This is a genomic window from Flagellimonas ochracea, from assembly GCF_009903685.1.
Classification (GTDB): Bacteria; Bacteroidota; Bacteroidia; order Flavobacteriales; family Flavobacteriaceae; genus Flagellimonas; species Flagellimonas ochracea.
Genome location: NZ_JAAABI010000001.1, coordinates 1,054,993 through 1,076,588 on the forward strand (window position 1 = coordinate 1,054,993; position 21,596 = coordinate 1,076,588).

The 21,596-nt window shown below is 41.6% G+C and carries 16 protein-coding genes; 6 read left to right on the top strand and 10 right to left on the bottom strand.

The features are described 5' to 3' along the window. Positions 1–23: 23 nt before the first annotated feature. The 6 genes from GTQ34_RS04920 to GTQ34_RS04945 all read right to left on the bottom strand — a co-directional run bounded on the left by GTQ34_RS04920 (position 24) and on the right by GTQ34_RS04945 (position 7,883). On the bottom strand, positions 24–2,936 hold the full coding sequence (locus GTQ34_RS04920; protein WP_166522627.1) for a glycoside hydrolase family 3 N-terminal domain-containing protein: 2,913 nt from the start codon (positions 2,934–2,936) through the stop codon (positions 24–26). Positions 2,937–3,021: 85 nt separating this feature from the next. Then, positions 3,022–3,504: an ABC transporter ATPase gene (locus tag GTQ34_RS04925; RefSeq protein ID WP_166522780.1), complete on the bottom strand. Its 483-nt coding sequence runs from the start codon at positions 3,502–3,504 to the stop codon at positions 3,022–3,024. 1 nt (position 3,505) lies between these two features. Next, a complete protein-coding gene (locus tag GTQ34_RS04930) occupies positions 3,506–4,297 on the bottom strand; it encodes a (Fe-S)-binding protein (protein WP_166522628.1) in 792 nt (263 codons plus the stop codon). A gap of 11 nt (positions 4,298–4,308) precedes the next feature. After that, positions 4,309–5,634, bottom strand: a complete 1,326-nt coding sequence (locus GTQ34_RS04935) for a 4Fe-4S dicluster domain-containing protein (protein ID WP_166522629.1) — start codon at positions 5,632–5,634, stop codon at positions 4,309–4,311. Positions 5,635–5,637: 3 nt separating this feature from the next. Next, positions 5,638–6,603 (bottom strand): MlaD family protein, encoded by a 966-nt coding sequence (locus GTQ34_RS04940; protein ID WP_166522630.1) that lies wholly within the window; start codon positions 6,601–6,603, stop codon positions 5,638–5,640. A 68-nt stretch (positions 6,604–6,671) separates the two neighbouring features. Further along, positions 6,672–7,883, bottom strand: coding sequence for an N-acetylmuramoyl-L-alanine amidase family protein (locus GTQ34_RS04945; protein WP_166522631.1), 1,212 nt, complete (start codon positions 7,881–7,883; stop codon positions 6,672–6,674). 130 nt (positions 7,884–8,013) lie between these two features. Here GTQ34_RS04945 and GTQ34_RS04950 point away from each other — a divergent pair, with 130 nt between their 5' ends. Together GTQ34_RS04950 and GTQ34_RS04955 are read left to right on the top strand one after the other, a co-directional pair. Beyond that, entirely contained in the window at positions 8,014–10,710 is a 2,697-nt protein-coding gene (locus tag GTQ34_RS04950; protein WP_166522632.1) for a putative LPS assembly protein LptD, read from the top strand. Between the two features lie 45 nt (positions 10,711–10,755). Further along, positions 10,756–11,136: a RidA family protein gene (locus GTQ34_RS04955; RefSeq protein WP_166522633.1), complete on the top strand. Its 381-nt coding sequence runs from the start codon at positions 10,756–10,758 to the stop codon at positions 11,134–11,136. On the opposite strand, the gene GTQ34_RS04960 is transcribed toward GTQ34_RS04955, so the two are convergent. From GTQ34_RS04960 to GTQ34_RS04975, 4 genes are all read right to left on the bottom strand, one after another. Next, complete coding sequence (locus tag GTQ34_RS04960) at positions 11,129–11,980, bottom strand: N-acetylglucosamine kinase (protein WP_166522634.1); 852 nt, start codon at positions 11,978–11,980, stop codon at positions 11,129–11,131. The genes GTQ34_RS04955 and GTQ34_RS04960 overlap by 8 nt on opposite strands. A gap of 65 nt (positions 11,981–12,045) precedes the next feature. Then, on the bottom strand, positions 12,046–13,047 hold the full coding sequence (gap, locus tag GTQ34_RS04965) for a type I glyceraldehyde-3-phosphate dehydrogenase (protein WP_166522635.1): 1,002 nt from the start codon (positions 13,045–13,047) through the stop codon (positions 12,046–12,048). A 21-nt stretch (positions 13,048–13,068) separates the two neighbouring features. Then, positions 13,069–14,055 (bottom strand): 6-phosphofructokinase, encoded by a 987-nt coding sequence (pfkA, locus tag GTQ34_RS04970; protein ID WP_166522636.1) that lies wholly within the window; start codon positions 14,053–14,055, stop codon positions 13,069–13,071. Positions 14,056–14,188: 133 nt separating this feature from the next. Next, a complete protein-coding gene (locus GTQ34_RS04975) occupies positions 14,189–18,610 on the bottom strand; it encodes a translocation/assembly module TamB domain-containing protein (RefSeq protein ID WP_166522637.1) in 4,422 nt (1,473 codons plus the stop codon). A gap of 101 nt (positions 18,611–18,711) precedes the next feature. Between GTQ34_RS04975 and tsaD the strand changes: the two genes are divergently transcribed. The 4 genes from tsaD (at position 18,712) to GTQ34_RS04995 (ending at position 21,595) form a co-directional block, all read left to right on the top strand. Continuing rightward, on the top strand, positions 18,712–19,743 hold the full coding sequence (gene tsaD, locus GTQ34_RS04980; protein WP_166522638.1) for a tRNA (adenosine(37)-N6)-threonylcarbamoyltransferase complex transferase subunit TsaD: 1,032 nt from the start codon (positions 18,712–18,714) through the stop codon (positions 19,741–19,743). A gap of 50 nt (positions 19,744–19,793) precedes the next feature. Further along, a complete protein-coding gene (locus GTQ34_RS04985) occupies positions 19,794–20,120 on the top strand; it encodes a TfoX/Sxy family protein (protein WP_166522639.1) in 327 nt (108 codons plus the stop codon). Positions 20,121–20,123: 3 nt separating this feature from the next. Beyond that, positions 20,124–20,828: a 16S rRNA (uracil(1498)-N(3))-methyltransferase gene (locus tag GTQ34_RS04990; RefSeq protein ID WP_166522640.1), complete on the top strand. Its 705-nt coding sequence runs from the start codon at positions 20,124–20,126 to the stop codon at positions 20,826–20,828. A gap of 116 nt (positions 20,829–20,944) precedes the next feature. Beyond that, positions 20,945–21,595: a DUF4159 domain-containing protein gene (locus tag GTQ34_RS04995; RefSeq protein ID WP_166522781.1), complete on the top strand. Its 651-nt coding sequence runs from the start codon at positions 20,945–20,947 to the stop codon at positions 21,593–21,595. Position 21,596: the final 1 nt, after the last annotated feature.

Below are 21,596 nucleotides of genomic sequence, written 5' to 3' on the forward strand. Positions count from 1 at the left end.
AAATCTAAAGCAATATTTGTTGTCTAATTTATAATGGAATCATAAATCGCTTGTTGGATTCGGGTTCGCAGTCCCGATTTGATCAACAATGTATTTGTTGATTTCGGGTAGGTTCTATTGGACAAAAATACATAGATGATTTCTTCTTCAGGATCGGCCCAAGTATAGGTTCCCGTAAATCCACTATGTCCAAAACTCTTTCGGGATACACATCCACAGGTTGGGCCTTTGTCCTCCAATTGTGGTTTATCAAACCCCACACCCCTTCGGACATTTTTATTACAGAAATAACAGGTGTTGAATTTTTTTATGGTTCTTTCATCCAAAAAACGTTTACCGCCATATATTCCTCCCTGTAAATACATTTGCATGATCTTGGCAACATCATTGGCGTTACTAAAAAGACCTGCATGACCTCCTACCCCACCTTGCATGGCAGCTCCCATGTCGTGAACATAACCTTGCACGGTCTGATATCGATAATAATTGTCCTGCTCTGTGGGTACAATCTGCTCCTTGGAAAATTTCTCTAAAGGATTGAATGTTGTATGCTGCAACCCCATAGGAGTGAACAGAAAAGAATCTATCAGTTTATCCAGTGATTTTTGATAGGTTTCCTCTATATATTTTTTGAAAACGTAATAACCCACATCACTATACCGATAGCGGTTGGATTTTAGACTCTGCCTGCCTATTCTATTGTAAATCGAATCTTTGTATGCATCGGTAATGTAAAGTTTGTCCGCCACCTTATGGGAAAAACCCTCCGCAGGGTGATTTCTGTAAAAATCAGGTGAAGGTTTCCTATCCTTGTTCAATGTATCTAAATAAAAGGCAATCCAGGCTGGAAGACGACCGTAATGGGAGAGGGCTTTGAGCACCGTTACATCTTTCAGTTCTGTTTCCTCATACTCCGGTATTAACTCCTTGAAGGTGGCGTTAAGGGTAATCTTTCCTTCTTCCTCCATTTTCATTATTAGCGGAAGAGTCGACAAAATCTTGGTCAATGAAGCTAAATCATAGATGTGCTCACCGTTTATGGTTTCCTCGGATGCAAAGGTAGGTTTCCCAAAACTTTTGTTGTAAATCACTTTACCTTTTCGGGCTATCAGCACTTGTGCTCCTGGAAACATCAATGAATCGAGGCCCACTTGTACCAGGCTGTCCACCTTTTCCAGTTTTTGAGAACTTAACCCAACACTTTCAGGAACACAATATCCCAAGCGTTGCAACGGTTTAAGATTGCTTCCCGTATTTACTGGAAACTCGGAATGGACTGAAACGGGAAGTTTTCCACGGGCCCCAAATGCACCAAAAATAGATTCAGCGGCCTTTTCTTGGGCAACATCACTGTTTTGGTAGGCAACCACCAAAGCGTCCACTGTATTGAAATCAACAACATCCAAAAGTGCATAGGGCTTGGAAAAAACCGTTAAAATGGTATTGCTGGTGCGCAGTTTTGAAATTTCATGAAGCCAAAAAAGCTCATTCTTTGAGAGTTTGTAGGGCTTCCATGGACTTTCATTGCTTTTATGAAAGCCAATAATCACCAAATTGAAATCTTTTAGTGCATTCTTGTAGCCTGCAATGTCGGTTGCATCAATTTTAGTGACTTTTGTATACTTGGCCAAGGTCTTAAAAAATGTTGTCCCGGAATCATCTCCAAAGTGCACATAGGCAATTTTTTTGTTGTCTAATTTTCTAATGGGCAACAATGAAAAATTATTCTTTGCCACGGTAATGGCATGTTCCATGGTTTCTTCATAAATCACCTCATTCCCCACTTCATTGAGGTCCCCATACAGATTTTCCACTTCTATTGGTCGATACTTGTGCAAACCTACTTTGTACTTGGCCATCAGTATTTTCTTTACCGAATAGGCCAAACGCTGTGCAGGTATGATTCCTTTATTATAGGCCTCAATCAGCTTATTTTTTGCTTTTTGCACATCTTCAGGCATCAACAACACATCGTTCCCGGCCAAAAAAGCCTCCAATTCAACCTCACCATCCGTGGCAAACTCTGAAACCGCATTCATATTCAATGCATCCGTGAAAATCAACCCTTTAAAACCCAATTCCCCTTGTAACACACCGGAGACAATTTTTCTGGACAGTGTGGATGGATGTCCATCTCTCCGCTCAAGACTGGGCACGTTCAAATGTGCCACCATTACAGAGCTTAAACCTTCGTCAATCAATTCTTGGAATGGATAGAGTTCAATGGAGTCCAACCGCTGTCTGTCTGAAGCAATGGTCGGCAAGGCTTTATGAGAGTCTGTTGCGGTATCACCATGACCTGGAAAATGTTTGCCACAGGATAAAACTCCTGCTCGTGCCATTCCATTCATGATTGCAATCCCTTTTTGGGCTACATTTTTAGGGTCTTCCCCAAAAGAACGATTGCCTATGATGGGATTTCGTGGGTTATTGTTGACATCAATATCCGGCGCAAAGTTGATATGCACCCCCAATCGTCTTGCATGTTTCCCTATCTGGTAACCAACCTGCTCCACCACATCGTTCTCCTGAATGGCCCCCAAGGTCATATTCCAGGGAAAGGCGTAGGTAGAATCCAATCGCATGGCCAAACCCCATTCAGCATCCATACCGACCAATAGGGGTATTTTTGACTTGGATTGGTATCTATTTGTCAATTTCGCTTGACGAACCGGCCCCCCTTTAGAAAAAATAACTCCTCCGATACCTTCTTTCTCAACTAATTTGGCAACCTTGTCCGTGGCTGCATCATTCTGTTCTGAGGCAACGCTGACCATGAACAACTGGGCCACCTTTTCTTCAAGGGACATATTCTTATACTGAAGCTCCACCCAATTTATTTGAGCTACAGAGTCTTTGGCGATCAAAGGGTTGTTTTGGCCTCTTGCTCCTAACACAAACAATAAGAAAAAGGGAATGTAGAGGTTTATGCGCATAAATACTTGGTCATGAACTTAACACGCATAAAAATATTGTATTTCATCGAGGTAAGCGCCAGATTTAGGTCAAATTGGGAATCTTTTAGACAAAACGGGCGTGCCAGCTGTCACTGGCAGGAACTTCCCAATTCTCCAAATAATCCAGCTTTGTAGCAACCAAATTATTGAAAACAATAGTGTTTTTGGAGACGGCCTTTTCCTTTGCCATTTTCTTGAAATCCTTTAATGGTTTGTAAGTGACATATTCCCCTTGTTTAAAGGAAACATTCATTCTGTCCAGTAGAGACACCTCATATTGCTGTTCCAAGCTTTGGATGAAATGCACCGAAGCATCAATAGAACAACCTGACGCACTTGCATTGGTTTGGTCTAAACCGATGATGATAAAGCGCTTGTATTTGATTTCAAAACCTGCATGAAGTTCACTTCCATGCGCTGTCCATTCTTTTAAAAAGCTCGACAACTGTTGTTCGATCTCGGCTATTTCATCATCAGTGAAACTCCTATTGCATTGATAAATCCAAACTCTGGAGTGGTCGGGTAATTTTGAAAAGTCTACCAACATTTTAAAGGTCTTGTGCATTGGCCACCAGTTCCGCAATATCCAATACGGCAATGGAGGCTTCTTTCTCTTTATTTTTTACACCGTCTGTCATCATAGTATTGCAAAATGGGCAAGCTGCCGCGATAATTTCGGGTTGAGTGTCCAAAGCTTGTTCTGTACGTTCTATATTAACATCCTTATCTCCTTTTTCGGGCTCCTTGAACATCTGTGCACCGCCTGCCCCACAGCAAAGTCCTCTTTTGCGGCAGTTTTTCATTTCTACCAATTCGGCATCCAGTTTTTTTATGAGTTCGCGTGGGGCTTCGTACACATTATTGGCCCTGCCCAAATAGCAAGGGTCATGATACGTGATTCGTTTACCTTTGTAAATGCCTCCTTCCAAGGTTATCTTTCCATCTTCAATCAATCCCTTTAGGAATTGAGTGTGGTGAACCACTTCGTAATTACCGCCCAACCCTGGATATTCGTTCTTCATTGTATTAAAACAATGGGGACATGCTGTTACCACTTTCTTTACCTCGTAGCCATTTAAAACTTCTATGTTGGTCATGGCCTGCATCTGGAACAAAAACTCATTGCCCGCACGTTTGGCAGGATCACCTGTACAGCTTTCTTCCGTACCTAACACCGCAAAGCTCACTCCGGCCTTGTTCAAGATTTTTACAAAGGCCTTGGTGATCTTTTTGGCTCTATCATCAAAACTTCCTGCACAACCCACCCAAAAAAGTATTTCAGGTTGTTTGCCCTCTGCAAAAAGGGCCGCCATGGTGGGTACATTGATTTCGTTTGCCATTCTGTTATGTTTTATGATTCTTGGGCCCAGTTCAACCTGTCCATTTGGTTAAAAGGCCAAGGTGCTCCGTTGTTTTCCAAATTTCCCATCATATTGTTCAATTCTGATGGTGCCGCTGATTGCTCCATCACCAAGAACCTTCTCATCTCCACAATTATGGAAAGCGGGTCTATACTCACAGGACATGCTTGAACACAGGCATTGCACGTGGTACATGCCCAAAGTTCCTCACGGCTGATGTAGTCGTCCAATAACTGTTTTCCGTCGGGAATAAACTCACCTTTATTGGCATCGATGTTCTTGCCCACTTCTTCCAAGCGGTCGCGGGTGTCCATCATTATTTTTCTTGGGGACAGTTTCTTCCCTGTTTGGTTAGCTGGACATTCTGATGTGCAGCGTCCACATTCAGTACAGGTGTATGCGTTGAGCAATTGCACCCAATTAAGGTCCATCACGTCGGATGCTCCAAACTTTTCCGGTTCAGGAGCGTCATCTGCAGCAGCGGCAAAAGGGTCTGCTGAGGGGTCCATCATCAGCTTCACCTCGTTGGTGACTGCTTCAAGGTTGTCAAATTCGCCTTGGGGTTTTATTTTTCCATAGTAGGTATTGGGAAATGCCAATAGAATGTGAAGATGTTTGGAATAGTACAAATAGTTCAAGAAGGCCAAAATGCCCAAAATATGTAACCACCAGGCTATTCTTTCAATCAGGATTAGCGTTGATGTTGATAATCCATCAAACAATGGGACGATAACCTGACTTACAGGAAAAGCCCCTGCTTCAGCATAATGTTCCGCACCCAATTGCTGCAAACGAAAATCTGCGGCATTCATGGTTAAAAACAAAAGCATCAGCACAAACTCGATGTACAAAATCATGTTGCCATCCTTTTTTGGCCATCCTTTCATTTCTGGCTTTACAAATCTGGCCAGTTTGATGCCATTTCTTCGTATCCAAAAAACAACTACCGCGATGATGACCAAAAGTGCCAAGATTTCGAAAGAACCTATCAAAAAATCGTAGATGCCGCCCAAAGGAGCAAACAATCGATGAGTTCCCAAAATACCGTCCAATATAATCTCAAGCACTTCAATATTGATTATGACAAAACCTACGTACACTAAAATATGCATAAGTCCTGCTATAGGCCTTACCACCATTTTGGTCTGGCCTAGCGCAATTTTTGCCATATTTTTCCAGCGCTGAGGTTTATTGTCCCCCACTTCAACTTCTTTTCCCAACTTAATGTTACGGACAAGCTTTTTAACATTCTTAGTAAAGAATCCGATTCCTACTACCAGGGCAATGGCAAAGATGATATTGGGCAAGTACTCCATGGGTTAGTTCTGTTTTTGAGCTGCTGGATCGTTTTCGGGAAGTTCGTACTCTTTTTGCTTTTTTCCAAAGACCGATACGTTGACATACCGCTTTGGATTCAATCGAAAGTCCTGCAACAGCAAATCCAATTCTCTTGAGGCTTCACTCAAATTTGTATACAATGCGTCGTCATGAGCCAATTTCCCAAGGGTGCCTTCACCTTTCTCAATCTTGGATAGTACACTGTTCAATTTGTCGACGGTATTCTTAAAGTTCGAAATTGTCTCAGCCAATCCCGCTTGCGCCAAAGAATCAGAAAATTTTGAAAAATTACTGGTGATGTTGTCCACGTTTTTGAGGGAGCTATCCAGTTGTTCTTTGTTATTTCTCAACAGCACGTTTATATTCTCTGCACTTTCCTTAAAAGAATGCACCCCTTCATTAAGGGCAGCAATTATCTGCCTTAAATCTTTTTTTGTTGGGTCGTCCAAGACCTGGTTAACATTCATTAACAGCGAATCCGCATGAGAAAAAGCACCTTCAATCTTCATCTGCAGCGGTGTCAATTTTTGCTGTACCAATTCAGTAATTCCAGGTTTGATGTTGGAGGTTAAGGTATCTCCGGACATGGCCTTTGGAGCATCATCAAATACAGGATTTATCTGTATTCCCTTTCCTCCAATTATACCGGTATCATAAATTTCAGCTATGCTATTTTTTGAAAACTCAAAGTCTTTGCTAACAGAAAAAGTAACTACCAACTTACCAGAGTTGTCTTTGAACTGGATAGTCTGCACATTTCCTACGTTAAGGCCATTGATGGATACCTGTGTGCCGGGCTGCAATCCGCCCACATGGTCGTACACAGCATAAAATATTTTGTTGTTTTCAAAAAAAGGGGATGATTTTAGATAGTTTAGCCCGAAAATGAAGGCTATGATTCCTGCCAGCACTATAATCCCAGTTTTAACTTCCCTGGATAGTTTCAAAAGATTCGGTTTATGGTTTTGAACAAAATTAGGAATATTTTTTACAAGCGGTCTATTCTAGCATCAACCTATTTCAATGCTTGAGAAATCGTTACTCTTTTCCCGTTTTTGTAAGCCACTATGTACGAGGTAGGGTATCCTTTTGCATCGGCCTGACTTTTAAGCTTTTTGGCCTCCTCCAAAGAACTTGCCTCACCATACATATAGCGATATAGGTTTTTATACGGTTCCTTGGAAAGCATGTCCAATCCTTTGAAGTTTTCTGGTTTTAAGGGAATATTCTTGGCGCTGGCCAAAAGCTGAACCTTAAAAACAACATCCTTTTTGCTGTTTGCCGATTCGACTGAACTATTTTGAGTGCCCGGTTTCGAAACTTGTTCTGTTTTTGCCTGAGCCACCGCGTTTTCTTTTGGAGGTTCTTTCTCTTCATCTTTTTCCACAGGCACATTCACAGTAACTTCCGGATTTTCCAATTTTGCGACTTCGCTTGCATCCAACCCGCTGGCTACATCTTCCTTGTAAGCCAGGATGGCTGCAGCAATGGCCTTGCCCATTTCGGCTTGACCCTTATTGGAGTTAAGGTAACTTCCCTCATTTTTATTTGTCAGGAAACCTGTTTCTACCAATACACTGGGCATAAAGGTTTGGTGGAGCACAATGAATCCGGCCTGCTTCACCTTTCGGTCCTTGCGTCTCAATTTTTTGGTGAAATTGTCCTGCAACTTTTTTCCCAATAAAATACTTTGATCTAAAAACTCCTCTTGCATAATGGTCAACCCGATAATGGATTCTGGAGAGTTGATGTCGTATTCTGCATAACGGTTCTCGTAATCATCCTCGAGATAAATCACAGAGTTTTCTTTCTTGGCCACTTCAAAGTTTTGTCGATTGGCATGCAGCCCCAAAACGAAGGTGCCCGCTCCATGGGCATCGGAGTTATGGGAATCGCAGTGGACAGAAACAAAAAGATCGGCATTGGCTTGGTTGGCAATTTCACCCCGGCGGAACAAATCCACGAAGGTGTCGTCCTTTCGCGTATAAACCACCTTTACTCCCGGGGTTTTTTCCAATTCTTCACCTGCCTTGAGCACAATGCCCAGCGCGATGCTTTTTTCTAGGTATCCATTGCCAAGATTTCCAGGATCATGTCCACCGTGTCCAGCATCAAGAACAACGACGAATTTGTCCTTGGGTGGTTTTTGCAAATCAGCAATGTTAAATGAAATCAGTGTTGGGGTTATGAATAATAAAACGAAAAATGTAATCCAACTTTTATTCATAAGAACTGTTTATTTATGGTGTCCTATATTGGTTAAAAATATTGTAATCCCCAAGTAACAGAACGAAAAATATATGTAAGTTTGATCCCAAAAACCGAGCCAAACCAGCACAAAAATAGGATTTATCACGTTGCAATCAAACAAACATCTTTTAGTTTTCCTATTTGTTCTTCTTTGCGGCATAGTAAGAGTGGTGGCTCAAGAGGACCTTATAAAGCCATTGCCCATTAAGGTGATGCAAGATTCCATTACCGCTCCCTTATTGCCTCCCAACATCTTAAATGACTCCATTGTTGTTGATTCTGTGGAAGTTGATTCCGTAGATGGAAAGGCCCCCTTGCTGCTTGACAAAATCAAGTATAAAGCCAAGGATTATGTAAAATTGAGCCAAAAGGACACTAAAATCTATCTCTACAACGAAGCAGAAATCTATTATCAAGATACGGAGTTGAAGGCCGGTGTGATAATTATGGATTACGTGAAAAATGAAGTTTATGCCGGAAGGTTGAAGGATACACTGGGTAATTACTCACAGCTACCCTATTTTAAACAAGGGGAAAATGAGGTTCGGCCCGATTCCATAAGGTTTAATTTTGACACCCAAAAAGCGCTCATTTGGAACTCGAGAACTGAACAGCAAGCTGGTTTAGGCCAGCTGGGAAGCGATGCCATGAAAGTATATGCTAAGGTCACCAAAAAAGAAAATGATTCGGTATACTTTTTAAGTGAAGGAAAGTTGACCACTTCCAAGGATACGGTCAACCCCGATTATTATATTAGGGTACGCAAGGCAAAATTTGTCCCCAAAAAGAAAATTATAGCAGGTTTCAGCAATATGTACATTGTTGATGTACCTACGCCCATTGCTTTACCCTTTGCCTATTTTCCCTTGACGACGGGCCGGGTGGCCGGTTTACTGTTTCCTACATTTGGAAATGATCCACAACGGGGCTATTTCTTGCAAAATGGCGGCTATTACCTGCCCATAAGTGAATATGTGGATCTGAGCATCACAGGAGATTTTTATACCAATGGAAGTTATGGGTTTCGTGGGCAGTCCATTTATACAAAACGCTATAAATTCAATGGAAACATCAACTTCAACTATGAAAATCTTATTCAAAGCCAAAAAGGCTTTGATGACTTTAGCCGGACGAGTAACTACAATATTCAAATACGGCACACACAGGATGCCAAAGCCAATCCCAATTCACGATTCTCTGCCTCGGTCAATTTGGGAAGCAGCCAATTTTTTACCAATTCGCTGAATCAGATAAACCGAAACAATGCACAAACCAATGTCTTTCAATCGTCAATAAGTTATTCAAAAACTTTTCCTGCATATCCATCGGTAAACGCTAGCATGACGTTGAGCCATACGCAAAACTCGAGGACACAATCGGTCAACATGTCGCTGCCTACTTTTCAGGCGAGCATGGAACGTATTTTTCCATTCGTCAAAAGGGATGGCATAAAGAAAGGGTTGATACAGAACATCAACTTTCAATATGATGTAAACGCCCAGAACAGCATAACCACCACCGAAGAGGATTTTTTCACCAGCGAAATGTTTGATGGAGCTCGTATTGGAGCCCGTCACCGTATCCCAATAGGCACCAATTTTAAAGTGGCAAAATACTTAAGTGTAAGCCTTAATGGCGCCTACGAAGATATTTGGGCCTTGGAAACTATCCGAAGGAGCTTTGACGAGGAAGAACAAACCGTAGTGACAGATACAATTGCAGGTTTTGATAGATTCAACCGCTATAATTTGGGTGCGAGCATTGGAACCACCTTATATGGTACCTTCAATTTTGGAGAGGACAAAAAAATTCAGGCCATTCGGCACGTTATGAGCCCATCTATCGGGTATTCGTATACCCCGTCCTTCGAGCAGTTTTATGAATCCTATATTGATGGTGAAGGCGAAGAAGTACAGTATACTCCTTTCGAAACCAGTTTATATGGAAGGCCTTCGCTCAATAGGGGTAGCTCGCTTAGTTTTTCATTGCAGAACTCTTTGGAGGCCAAAGTGCGGGACAAAGACACTACCGCATTGGAACCCCGAAAAGTGAAAATATTAAGCAACCTTACTTTCTCCACGAGTTATAATTTTGAAGCTGATTCACTAAAACTCAGCCCCGTTAACATGACCGGGGGCACCGAAATCATACGAAACGTCCCTATTAACTTTTCTGCCACCTTTGACCCCTACGCCATTGATAATAATGGGCGAAGAATCAACACTTTTAATATTTCCAATGGCGGTGGCTTGTTTCGGTTGACCTCTGCAAGAATCAATACTGGTTTTTCATTGAACAGCGAAATGTTCAAAAAAGGTGGTGATAGGCAAAGTAAAGATTCTCAAACTCAAGATCCCAATTATGGAGCGAACCCCTTCGAACTTCGGGGTGCCCGGGATGAGCAGCCCTTTTTCGGGGACAAGTATTCTGAAGGTGATGGAGATGATGATAATCCTTTGTACAACACCAAGTTGCCATGGGACATGCGTCTTACCTATGTAGCGACCTATAACAATAGAAACCGGGAGAAAGAAATCACCAACCACTCACTCATGTTTTCTGGAAACATAAAGCTTTCTCCAAAATGGGAAGTGGGTTTTAATTCGGGTTACGATTTAAAGAACAAAGGTTTTGCCGATACCCGTTTCAACTTCAGACGTGATTTGAACAGTTTTAGATTAAGTTTTGATTGGACCCCCTTCGGAAGATTTGAGCGATGGTATTTCTTTATTGGCATAAAGAGTTCCATACTCAGTGATCTTAAATGGGAAAACAGAAGTCAACCTTTTAGTAACAGACGCTAGTTGCTTCAACATTTAGTATATTGAAATAGAACAAACAATTCCATTATGAAAAAAATAATAAACACTTCCAAAGCGCCAGCTCCTATTGGACCGTATAATCAGGCTGTAATGGTAAAGGACACCCTTTATATTTCAGGTCAAATTCCTATAGATCCTTCTACAGGTTCATTGGTTGAAGGCGACATTAAAAAGGAAACCGCCCGAAGCATGGAAAACCTAAAAGCCATTCTTGCAGAAGCTGACATGACTTTTGACCATGTGATCAAAACCACTATTTTTCTAAAGGACATGCATCAGTTTTCCCAGGTAAACGAAGTATACGGAAGTTACTTTGATGTTGAAACTGCTCCAGCAAGAGAGACAGTGGAAGTAGCTAATCTTCCAGCTTTCGTGAATGTGGAAATTTCGATGATTGCGGTTAAATAGTTTCCCTATGGAATTCTACTAGACCATCTATCGGACGTTGTCTTATTACACCTAAAATCAAATCATTGCGCTCCAGTGCGGTGGCAAGTTCGTCCCTCAAAAAATGGGCTATGCTTCCTACAAAACTTATGGGCACCTTGGTAGCCAATTCGAATTGCATAATGTAATTGTTGATAAACTGTTGCAATCCTTTTTCGATGACCCCTTTGCAGTATGGATGGTCCTTGTTTTCAATTATAAAACGGGCAAAAGTGGCCAAATAAGTGTTTGGATTGGGCTGTTTGTATAAATGGTCCTTGATCACGTCTGCATCCAAATCATACTCTTTGGCAAATTTGATTCCCAGGTCTTGGGGCATTTTATGAAAGTAGTAATCACGAAGTAGTTTTCTTCCAAAGAAATTGCCACTTCCATCATCCATGAGGATATACCCCAATGAAGTTACTTTTTGGAACAGTTGATGACCATCATAGTAACTGCAGTTGGAGCCAGTTCCCAAAATACATACAATCCCTTGATGACCTATTTTGGTTGTGGCATAGATAGCCGCAAAGGTGTCTTCCCTTACCTCTGTTTTTGCATTGGGGAAGAAGTCTTTGAAAATTTCCTTAAGAAAATTTTTCATCCGGTCCGTACCGCATCCTGCACCATAAAAATAAAGGTCGCTAACCTCATCCCTATTTTGGGAAAGCTCAAAATTGTTCGCCAACCTATCTTCTATTACTTCTCTGGTGAGCACTTCCGGACTAAGTCCCAAGGTTTGGGTAAGAAATATTTGTTCCCCCTTGTTATCCAAAGCTATCCAGTCGGACTTGGTGGCCCCGCTGTCCACAATCAAAATCATAGGTACGGTTTTTAAGGTTGGTGCCCGGAAAAGGCGGCCTTTTCCGGGATTTTCAATATGATAAATTAAAGGCTTGCTGCGTATTCTGCCAAATCGACCAACTTGTTGGAATATCCCATTTCGTTGTCGTACCAAGAAATCACTTTGAAAAACTTGGAATTCAATTCAATTCCGGCTCCAGCGTCAAAAATGCTGGTTCTTACATCACTGACAAAATCCTGGGAAACAACCGGCTCCTCGGTATAACCTAGAATTCCCGCTAATTCTCCTTCGGAGGCTGCTTTGAACGCCTCTTTAATTTCCTGGTAAGAGGTCTCTTTTTCCAAGCGCACCGTTAAATCCACTACGGAAACATCAGCGGTTGGTACCCTAAAAGCCATTCCGGTAAGTTTACCCTGCAATGCAGGAATCACCTTGGTTACGGCCTTCGCGGCACCTGTTGAAGCTGGAATGATGTTCAACAATGCACTTCTTCCTCCCCTATAGTCTTTTTTGGATGGTCCATCCACGGTCAATTGTGTGGCGGTTGTTGCGTGTACAGTTGTCATAAGTCCTTCCTCAATACCGAACTTATCATTCAACACCTTGGCAACTGGAGCGAGGCAATTGGTGGTACACGACGCATTGGAAATAATGTTGTCCGATGCTTTTACATCCTTATGGTTTACCCCCATTACGAACATGGGCGCATCCTTTGATGGTGCGGAAATGACCACTTTTTTAGTACCTCCATCGATATGGTATTGCGCAGTTTCCAACGTCGTGAAGATTCCGGTACATTCTGCAACGATATCTGCTCCCACCTCATGCCATTTAAGGTTTTTGGGGTCACGCTCGGCCGTAATCCTGATTGTTTTTCCATTAACTACTAGATTTCCATCTTTTACTTCCACGGTACCATCAAACCTACCATGGACGGAATCGTATTCCAATAAGTAAGCAAGATGCTCTACATCAAGCAAGTCATTGATGGCAACGACGTCCACATTATCTCTTTTTACGGTAGCCCTAAAGACTAATCTGCCTATCCTACCGAACCCGTTAATTCCTATTTTCAATGTTGACATTTTTAAAGTATTTAAGTTGATTTATGTTGTCATTATATCCGAGACCTTGATGAGTTCTTCATCAACCTCTGTATGGGCCTTAATGGCCTCATGAATGGGTGTTAATATCAATTTGGTGTCGCGGATACCCACCATGTAGTTGCTTTTTCCCTCTAACAGGCTTTCTACTGCCTTTACTCCCATTCTACTGGCCAAAACACGGTCAAAACATGAAGGGCTCCCACCGCGCTGCATGTGCCCCAATACAGAAACACGCACATCGTAAATGGGCAGGTGCTGTTCTACATATTCTTTAAGTTCAAATACATTCTTACCTATTTTATCCCCTTCCGCAACAATTACAATACTAGACGATTTTCCAGATTTCTTACTTCGTTTCAAGGAATCCAATAAACGCTCAAGACCTAGATTCTGTTCAGGAATCAAGATTTCTTCTGCTCCGGCACCAACTCCTGCATTAAGGGCAATATGGCCAACATCCCTTCCCATTACCTCAACAAAGAAAAGTCGGTTGTGTGAACTTGCCGTATCCCTTATTTTATCTATTACCTCCACCACTGTATTGATGGCTGTGTCAAAGCCAATGGTATATGATGATCCCAAGATATCATTATCGATGGTTCCTGGAATGCCTATTACAGGAAAACCAAATTCTGCATTAAATTTTTCCGCTCCGGCAAAACTTCCATTGCCCCCAATGACCACAAAAGCGTCAATGCCTTCTTTTTTTAATTGTTCATAGGCTTTTTTACGTCCTTCTGGTGTCCTAAAATCGTCACATCTAGCAGATTTTAGAATTGTCCCTCCTTTATTGATGATGTTGTTCACGCTTCGAGCATCCAAATCTTTGAAATCACCCTCTATCATTCCTTGATATCCTCTATAGATACCGACGCATGTTATTTTTAGATAAGCACAGGTACGGACCACAGAACGAATCGCCGCATTCATTCCTGGAGAATCCCCTCCCGAGGTAAACACCCCAATTTTCTTGATTTCCGAAGCCATTCAAAAATTTTAAGAGATCAAAACTAGGAAACTTTATCCAAAATTGGAATGCCTTATTAACTTATTTGTTTTCAGAGATTTTCGCAAACGTTTTCGTATTTTTTTTGCTGAGAAATCTTCAAAAAAACAATGCTTATTGTAGTAATTTTTCTGCGGTGTTGCGCTTGGTGCGGAAGCGAATCAAGCTATCCTTCCCCATAACTTCCGTGGATTCCTTTTGAGGTTCTGGTAGGTCTTTGTTATCCTTCTTTTTAAATATTTTGCGCATTAACTCCTTGAAGCTGTTAAAATCCACTTGATATGAAAGTCCCAACCCCTGTGTATATCCCTGTCTTTCGGCCAAAAATTGCTGTATTTGGTTTTCCCTGTTGAATATTTTGGCGCTGAGCGTGCCCTGTTCGTTGAGCAAAACCTGCACTTCCACATCTCCAGCCACTACAGTTTCCGAGACTCCGCCCACGGGAACCCCCACTCTACCATTGACCAAAATTCTATCTGAAATCTGCGTAGATACCGTGACCCCAATTCTATTTTCGGTCCTTATATCGGCGTTTGGGTCCAAAAGTCCTTGCTCGTAGGACACCCCCAAATTAAACTTGTCGTTATTGTCCGACAGAATTTGGTTGAGCATTCCGGATGCGGTTTGAATAAGGTTACCCGTCACGGCCTGCTGATTGATTCCCGTTTGTTCATTAACGAAGGTTCCTTGGGCCAAAAGAAAAAATGCATTACGTTCTTTTACGGTAGGGTCTTGTAAGCGATACTGTAACTCTGATTGCACCACAGAGTTGGTCCCGGGAAAGTCAATATCAAAGTTAATATTGGGACTTTCCAGTTCGCCATCCAAACGAACCACCACTTCTGTTGGAATCCTACCCGTGAATCCAGGGTTGTCCAAAAGTGGTGCAGGATTGGCATTTAGGGAATACACAGCTTCCAGATTCAATTGGGCGGCCAATGGGTCGCGTTCCCATAAGATGGTACCTCCGGGCCGTACGCTGAAAGTTTTGTCTATTACACCTCCATATCTAAAGTTGTATTCTCCGGTAACCGCAACAAATTCTCCATACATATTGAACTTCCCATTGGTATTGATTTCTATGAGGAGAATTCCCTCGCCCGTTCCCTTTAGCGAACTGCCTGTGTTCTGGTCGACTACAATTTCAACTTCAGCTTCAGGTGTTACCGCTAAATCAAAGGCCATTTCCAATCCTTTGTAGTCTTCCAGCACGCGCTCTTCCTCAAAAGATTCCGCCCCGCTTTTTTCAATAAAATTGATAAAGGAATAATCGCCAACACTGGTTACGTCGCTCAATGGGATTTTAAGCGAAGTTCCTCTTGCCGTGGAAGCATCCACAGCAATGTTTAATGCATCTGTCGGACCATAGATGCTTCCAGTTCCGTTGATGAATCCTGTGCCATAGTAAAGTGCTTCTTCATCGAATTCGGTATTCAATATCATAAATCGACCGTTGTTGGTGTCCACATCCAAATCTAGGGACCAATCTCCGAAAGCGGTGTGGTTAATGGTTCCATCCAAGGTGGCGGTTGTGCCTTCAGCCACATCGGAAAGGCCTATTTCCTCAAAATAGAAGGTTTGGTCAAAGAGACGTACCTTGGAATAAGGTGCAAAGTCATAATCTACATTAAGATAGGGAATGCCAATTCCTGCATCATTCAGGCTCAAATTTCCATTGATGGATGGATTTTCTGCCCTACCTTCGATTTTTACACTTCCACTTAAAAGACCCCGAATGTTGGAAATCACATCTTCTCCCAAAGGACTGAAGGGCTCCAAATTGAAATCAGTAAAGTTAGCGGCCAAATCCAACTCCTGTACGTTGTTTATGTTGGTCACCTGACCGTTAATGCTCATTTTTTCCCTTCCATTCTCATTAAGCCAAGTGCTTACACCGAACTGGGTCAGGTCATTGTTTCCGAAAATACCAACTTCCAAATCACCCAAGTGCCTATCGTTAACACTAAAATCCCTAATATTTAAACTGGATGTGGGCAAATATTTGCCCTCCTTTTGCAAGATGTTCAAAAATCCATCAACCGACCCTTCCAGTTTTAAGCTGTCAATTACGGGTGTTATTTTGTTGAGGGACACTATCTTAAATTGTAGGTCCAAATCCTTATAGGTTGAGTCGGCCAACTCCCCTCGAAGGCGTATCTGTTCCCGATTATTATTGTCCATGACAATTTCCTCTATTTGGATGCTGTCCAAAGTGCTATTGATGATAACCTTGTTCTTGTTGTTTCCTTGCTTGTTCAGCACCCAGGTATTTCCTTTAAAATTGACATCTGATTTTTTTAATCCGATGACAGACTTGTTCTCTTGGTTAAAGGTGTGATAAAAATTCAGGTTGTAGCTATCGTCAAAACCTCTGCCTCCCTTAAACTCAGTTCTAAAGAACAATGTATCTTTCAAGGTTGTATTGATAAGGCTAAAGTCCTGGATATCGTAATAAACGGTGGACATGTCCTGTACCGAAACAAAGGTGTTGAAAAGTGGGTTTTTATTGTCGATTTTTAACTCTACATTATCAAACTCATTACCATACGCACTGATGCTAGGTGATTTAAAGGTAAGTTTGAAATCGCCTTCATCGGCGACAATGTTCCCTCGTATAAACGTATTGGCATCAAAGGTGACCTCTGGAAAAAATACATCAACTATTTTGTTGTAAATTTTGAAGTTGAAGTTTAAGCGTTGACCATCTGATATTTCATAGGGCCTGTAATTGGTATAGATGCTTCCCACTGAGTTTTGTACCAACCTGCCGAGCTCCGCTACTCTAAATTTTCCTTTGGCATACCCTGTAATGATATCCGGTGAATTTATTTCCACCGTGCGCACCGTATCTTGGTCAAAAGAAGAGGTTACCGCAAAATCCTCAAAATAGTATGTGTCATTTTTATTTTGATAGGTGGTATTGGAAAAACGGATTTGCCCAATCATGTCATCCAGGGTATTTCCCTCAATGTTCATATCCAGGTCTCCTTTAAAAACGGATACGCTATCGTTTATAAAATTTAGTTTTTTTAAGTCGGCATAGGCCACTGAGGCAATAAAATTAAATGTGTTCTGGTCCTCACCAAAATCGGCCAACCCCTTGAAGTCGAAATTTATATTTTCGTCACCACTTACCAAGGAACCATCAAATAGCTGTTCTTTCAAGATACCTGACACCCTTAAATTATTGTATTCATAGCCATTGTACTCCAGTTTATGCACTTCACCAATAACTTCGGTATTTAGATATTCTGAAATAAAACCCTTTCCCTCCACATTTACGTCCAAGGAGGTAAGCCCAAGATTTTCCGTTTCCGTGAAATTTCCAAGATTAAAATCAACCAAGGAAATAAACCCTATGTAAGATGCTTCGTCAATGCTCTGAATATTGGTCATCTGCAGGTCGGTGTAGCTCCTACCAATGGCGGTATTAAGATTTATTTGAATATCCAACGAGGTTTCCGTTACCTCCGCATCTCCACGAATGGTAAATTGTCCCATTTTTTGAAACGATGAGGGAATATTTCGTCCTAAAATATTGGGCAACAAAGAACGGAGTTGAAAGTAACTGGAAGTGAGATTGTCGATATCGGCGTGCATAATAAAAGGAGCTTCCTGACTGAACATATTGTCAAATTCAAAATCGCCGTAAATTCCTGTATTCTCGGTTTGGACAAACAGATCTTCGGTTACCAATTTGTTGAGTACACCGCTTACCTTGCTTGAGAACGAGACTTTTTTGTCCTTTCCAAATTCGTTGTAAAACGTGTTGATGTCATTTAAGGCCACCGTTGATTCCCCAAAATCAGCTTCAATCTGAACCCGGTCGACAAACTTGGAAAGGTCTTCCCTGTTGTACATGAACTTTAGGTTACCATTGATTTGGGATTCCCTAGTATTTATCTGCAAGGTGTCAAATTGCATTTTTTGCTTCGTGTATGTGAAATGGGTGGAAAGCTTTTGCAACCGAATTCCCCTTGATGCATCTAAAGAAAGATCTTCAATGGCAAGACTTACGTCGGGGCCCAAAATCTGAAAATCCTTGGCCAGCACTTCCAAATTAGAGAAATTAAGCACTTCAGGTTTTTCCTCATTTTCATCAATCAACAAGAACCTTCCCTCAAAAACTTGAATGCCCTCGGAGGACAAAAAGAAGGGGGGCGTGCCCGGTGCACGGGGCTGTCCATCATCTAACTTGGCCACAAATACATCCAGATTGGTGTCACTTTCCCCTTGATAGGTTTTCAAGTTAAAGAACAATCCCTCCATTTCAACATCCCCAAACTCCATTTTTCCGTTGGACATATTTCTAAGGTTAAGGATTGAAGTGTTCAATTTTCTTATGTAAACCAATGTGTCTTTTTTGTAGTCTTCAACATATACGCCTTTTAGGCCCGCATTTAAATTGAATAACGACAGGCTCACCCTATCCAAGGAAATATTGGTTCCAAATTCTTGATTGATGGTCTCGGTCGCATATTTTGCCAGTCTAGTCTGCACAATGGGCAATGAAAGAATCAAAGAACCCAATACCATAATCAGTAAGATTACCAACAGAAACCGAAGCAGTATTTTACGTAGTTTTTTGATAGGACTTTATGTTTTACCTTTGACCTCCAATTTTTATTCCAAAACCAGTGACATCCAGAAAAACTTACATTCTCGGTATTGAATCATCCTGTGATGATACTTCTGCGGCTGTTTTGTGCAACAAAAAAGTTTTGAGCAATGTCGTAGCAACACAAGATATCCACAGACAATATGGGGGTGTAGTTCCAGAGTTGGCCTCAAGGGCCCATCAACAAAACATAGTTCCCGTAGTCCACCAGGCTTTGGCCAAAGCAAATATCGACAAAAAAGACCTATCAGCCATAGCATTTACCAAAGGACCGGGACTTATGGGATCTTTATTGGTAGGGACCTCATTTGCTAAATCATTGGCATTGGGGCTTGACATTCCCTTGATTGCGGTAAACCACATGGAAGCACACATTTTGGCCCATTTTATCGAGGATGATGAAAACAACCGGGAACCCTCATTTCCTTTTTTGGCAATGACCATAAGCGGGGGGCATACCCAAATTGTACTGGTCAAGGATTTTTTTGATATGGAGATATTGGGCGAGACTTTGGATGATGCTGTTGGTGAAGCTTTTGACAAAAGTGCCAAACTCATGGGGCTCCCCTATCCTGGAGGACCATTGGTTGACAAACATGCGCAACAAGGAAATTCAGCAGCTTTCAATTTTCCAAAACCAAAAGTCGAAGGACTTAATTTTAGCTTCAGTGGCCTAAAGACCAGTATTCTCTATTTTCTGCAACGGGAGACTAAAAAAAACCCAGATTTTGTTGCAGAAAATATCGATGATATTTGTGCTTCCGTTCAAAACACGATTTTGGATATTTTAATGGACAAATTACAATTGGCCGTGCAACAAACAGGTATTAATGAGATTGCCATAGGCGGTGGGGTTGCAGCCAACTCCGGAATTCGCACTCGACTAAAAGAGGCTGAGGAACAATTGGGCTTGCATACTTATATTCCAAAATTTCAATATTGTACGGACAATGCAGCAATGATTGGAATCACGGGATACCTAAAATATCGAAAAGGGCAATTTTCGAATCAAAGTGTGGCTGCTAAAGCTCGCTTTGCCATAGGAAGCTAAGCCATCTGTATTACCATATATTTAGTACCTTACATTTATAAAAAGAACCTATGGCCTTTAATGCGGAAACTGCCGATAGAATCCGTGCAGCCAGCGCGCTTTTTTCTGAAGAATTTTTAGAAAAAAAGATGTTCGGTGGAATTGCCTTTCTACATAAAGGTAAAATGACCATTGGTGTGGTCAAGGAAGATTTAGTGGTTCGGGTGGTAGATAATAAAATGGATTCCATTTTGAAAAAGGATTATGTGAGGCCCATGGACTTTACTGGAAAACCCATGAAAGAATTCATTTTTGTATCCGCAAAGGGATTTGGTACCGAAGAACAATTGATGCAATGGATGGAACTGGGATTGGAACATGCAAAAACTAAGCTATAGGCCATGCAACTATTTTATAACCCTTCCTTGGACAACAGTTACAAACAATTCTTTTTTACCCCTGAGGAAAGCAAGCATTTGGTCCGGGTTCTCAGGAAAAAGGAGAAAGATATTGTGCATATCACCAATGGTAAAGGATACCTTTTTGAAGCGGAAATTCTGATTGCCGACCAACGTAAATGTAAGGCCCAGATTGTTTCCACAAAAAAAACAGTTCCCAAAAGGTATAAGCTGCACATGGCAGTTGCACCCACCAAAATGAATGACCGCTATGAATGGTTCTTGGAAAAAGGCACCGAAATCGGAGTAGATGAAATTACACCGATTCTTTGCGAACATGCTGAACGAAAAACCGTAAAGCCTGAACGGATGGATCGTGTATTGCAATCAGCCATGAAACAATCTTTACGAACGACCTTGCCCAAACTTAATCCCATGATTTCCCTAGAAGAGTTTTTGAAAAAAGAGAATTCAGGATTACGATTTATCGCCCATTGTGCTGATAGCGAAAAAATGGAGTTGAAAAGGAGAGCTGTGGCAGATAAGGATATCATCATACTCATTGGTCCAGAGGGTGATTTTTCCCAAACTGAGATTGATCTTGCAAAGGAATATGGATACGTTCCCATTTCTTTGGGGAAAAACCGTTTAAGAACCGAGACCGCGGCCATAGTGGCGTGCACAACCATAGCTATTATTAATAGTTAAACCAAAAATTTGCTTAAAGTAAATCATGGAACTGTTTGTATTGATTCAATGCTTATCATAGGAATTATGGATTCCTAACGATGAAAACTGTACTTTTGAATCTACATTCCACCAGGATGAAACTGTTTCTGACCGTCTTAAATATATTTGCTCTTTTGGCACCTATTGTTATCAATGGACAGGAAATCGCCGTGCTCAAATATGGTGGTGGTGGCGATTGGTATTCCAACCCCACCGCCCTGCCCAACCTTATTGAATTTTGCAATTCCAATATCGACACCAAAATAGAACCAAAACCAGAAACCGTCGAGGCCAATAGCATCTCCATTTTTAAATACCCCTATCTGCACATGACTGGCCACGGCAATGTTTTTTTTTCCGATGAAGAAGCAGAGAATCTAAGAACCTATCTACTATCTGGAGGGTTCTTGCACATAGATGATAATTACGGCATGGAACCTTATGTGAAGAGAGAGCTGGAAAAGGTATTTCCAGACCGACAACTTGAAGAGTTGGGGACCGACCATCCCATTTTCAAACAAAAATATGCGTTTCCTGAAGGGCTTCCCAAAATACACGAGCATGACGGCAAGAGACCTCAGGCTTTTGGTATTTTTGACACAGGACGATTGATGGTTCTTTTTACCTATGAAAGTGACCTAGGGGATGGTTGGGAAGATCCATCGGTGCATAACGATCCTGAGGAAATTAGGCTTAGGGCACTTCAAATGGGAGCCAATATCATAGAATACGCTTTTAAAAATTGAG

Excerpts from the sequence above, each read along its gene's own strand:
- GTQ34_RS04920 (WP_166522627.1), bottom strand. The coding sequence starts at position 2,936 with ATGCGCATAAACCTCTACATTCCCTTTTTCTTATTGTTTGTGTTAGGA.
- GTQ34_RS04925 (WP_166522780.1), bottom strand. The coding sequence starts at position 3,504 with ATGTTGGTAGACTTTTCAAAATTACCCGACCACTCCAGAGTTTGGATT.
- GTQ34_RS04930 (WP_166522628.1), bottom strand. The coding sequence starts at position 4,297 with ATGGCAAACGAAATCAATGTACCCACCATGGCGGCCCTTTTTGCAGAG.
- GTQ34_RS04935 (WP_166522629.1), bottom strand. The coding sequence starts at position 5,634 with ATGGAGTACTTGCCCAATATCATCTTTGCCATTGCCCTGGTAGTAGGA.
- GTQ34_RS04945 (WP_166522631.1), bottom strand. The coding sequence starts at position 7,883 with ATGAATAAAAGTTGGATTACATTTTTCGTTTTATTATTCATAACCCCA.
- GTQ34_RS04955 (WP_166522633.1), top strand. The coding sequence starts at position 10,756 with ATGAAAAAAATAATAAACACTTCCAAAGCGCCAGCTCCTATTGGACCG.
- GTQ34_RS04960 (WP_166522634.1), bottom strand. The coding sequence starts at position 11,980 with ATGATTTTGATTGTGGACAGCGGGGCCACCAAGTCCGACTGGATAGCT.
- gap (WP_166522635.1), bottom strand. The coding sequence starts at position 13,047 with ATGTCAACATTGAAAATAGGAATTAACGGGTTCGGTAGGATAGGCAGA.
- pfkA (WP_166522636.1), bottom strand. The coding sequence starts at position 14,055 with ATGGCTTCGGAAATCAAGAAAATTGGGGTGTTTACCTCGGGAGGGGAT.
- GTQ34_RS04975 (WP_166522637.1), bottom strand. The coding sequence starts at position 18,610 with ATGGTATTGGGTTCTTTGATTCTTTCATTGCCCATTGTGCAGACTAGA.
- GTQ34_RS04985 (WP_166522639.1), top strand. The coding sequence starts at position 19,794 with ATGGCCTTTAATGCGGAAACTGCCGATAGAATCCGTGCAGCCAGCGCG.
- GTQ34_RS04990 (WP_166522640.1), top strand. The coding sequence starts at position 20,124 with ATGCAACTATTTTATAACCCTTCCTTGGACAACAGTTACAAACAATTC.
- GTQ34_RS04995 (WP_166522781.1), top strand. The coding sequence starts at position 20,945 with ATGAAACTGTTTCTGACCGTCTTAAATATATTTGCTCTTTTGGCACCT.